This window comes from Pseudomonas sp. EGD-AK9 (assembly GCF_000465935.2).
GTDB lineage: Bacteria > Pseudomonadota > Gammaproteobacteria > Pseudomonadales > Pseudomonadaceae > Aquipseudomonas.
In genome coordinates this window covers 1-1,471 of sequence record NZ_AVOF01000539.1, presented here as the reverse complement: position 1 = coordinate 1,471, position 1,471 = coordinate 1, and the positions used below count along the sequence as shown (strand labels likewise).

Annotated in this window: 1 protein-coding gene; it reads left to right on the top strand. The window is 57.2% G+C overall.

Annotated elements, in window-relative coordinates:
- Positions 1-141: 141 nt before the first annotated feature.
- Positions 142-1,209, top strand: coding sequence for an IS110 family transposase (locus N878_RS20215; protein WP_031303603.1), 1,068 nt, complete (start codon positions 142-144; stop codon positions 1,207-1,209).
- Positions 1,210-1,471: the final 262 nt, after the last annotated feature.

Sequence of the window (1,471 nt, the reverse complement as noted above, 5' to 3'; positions counted from 1 at the left end):
AAGGAGGTGACATGAAAGAGGTCGCCGCCGCTGAGAGAACGGATCACTGAGATGCAGGTGATGATAGAGGGACAGTCACACTTCCAGCCTTTCGGCTTATCCTATTGGGGTTTTGAAGATCTCAATAAGGGAGTTGGAAGCATGACTGCCTCTTATGAATACCACATCGGGGTCGACTACCACAAATCCTACAGCCACCTGGTTGTACAGGACAGCAGTGGCAAGACGCTGAGATCCGGCCGGGTGAAGAACGACCGCCAGTCGCTAGGCGGGTTTCTGGAGCGATATCGTGAGAATAGCCATGCGGTTGTCGAGGCGACCCGCAACTGGATGGTGATCTACGACTGGCTCGACGACATTTGTGATGATGTCGTTCTCGCCCATCCATTGAAGGTCAAGGCGATCGCTGACGCCAAGATCAAGACGGACAAGATCGATGCGACGGTGCTGGCGCATCTGCTGCGAGCCGACCTGGTGCCGGAGGCTTGGGCACCCGGCGAAAAGGCCCGAGAGCTGCGTGTCGCGCTACGCGAGCGAATGTTTTATGTGCGGCTGCGCACGATGACGAAGAACCGTATCGTCACGGTGTTTGATCGGTATCCGGAGCAGACGGCGCAGCTGAAGAAGCTGGGCGACCTGTTTGGCAAGGCCGGCCGCATTCAACTTGCGCAGGTCAAGGTCTCGGAGATCGACCGCATTCAGATCGACCGAGGTCTTGCCTTCATCGGCGACATCGATGTCAGGATCAAGCAATCGGAAGCGACGATCCGGGCGATGACCAAAGCCAATGCCAATGTGAAGCTGTTGAAGACGATCCCCGGCATCGGCGAGTTCTTTGCAAGACTGATCGACGCGGAGATCGACGACATATCGCGGTTTCGCAACCCGAAGAAGCTCGCCGCCTATGCCGGACTGGTGCCGTCGACCTATTCCTCCGGCGGCAAGACCTTCCACGGTAAGATCATCCGGCAAGGCAACAAGTGGCTGCGCTGGGCTTTCGTCGAAGCCGTTTCTCCTGCCATCGCCAGCGATCCGCAGCTTCGCGCCCAATACGAACATCTGAAGATCAGAGGAACAAACAAGGCGCGTGTGGCCATCGCGCGCAAGCTTTTGACGATCGCCTTCCAGATCCTGCGGGACCAGCGCGCCTACGAGCAGCGCGGCGAAAGCAACATGGAGAGCACGTCGACAATATCCCGGTTGTCCTGATCGCTGGCTAGCGAGCCCGGCAGGTCTGGGCTGCGCTCATAAAGGAGAATGGGAAACCGGGAGCCGAACGTCACTCTGTGACCGAAGCTAACGCATCAGGTCACGTATTGGAGATTGGTTCGAGAACCGAGGGGCGGGAAATCACCCATCCAGCGGAAGGAAGAGATTTAGCCGATCGGCAAAATCGCCGATCAAAACGAAACCGAACCCAAGAAAAGCCGCCAGTTGAAGGCGTGTTGTCCCTTGCGTTCTTTCATTGGAG

Coding starts and splice junctions, on each gene's coding strand:
- N878_RS20215 (WP_031303603.1), top strand. CDS start 142: ATGACTGCCTCTTATGAATACCACATCGGGGTCGACTACCACAAATCC.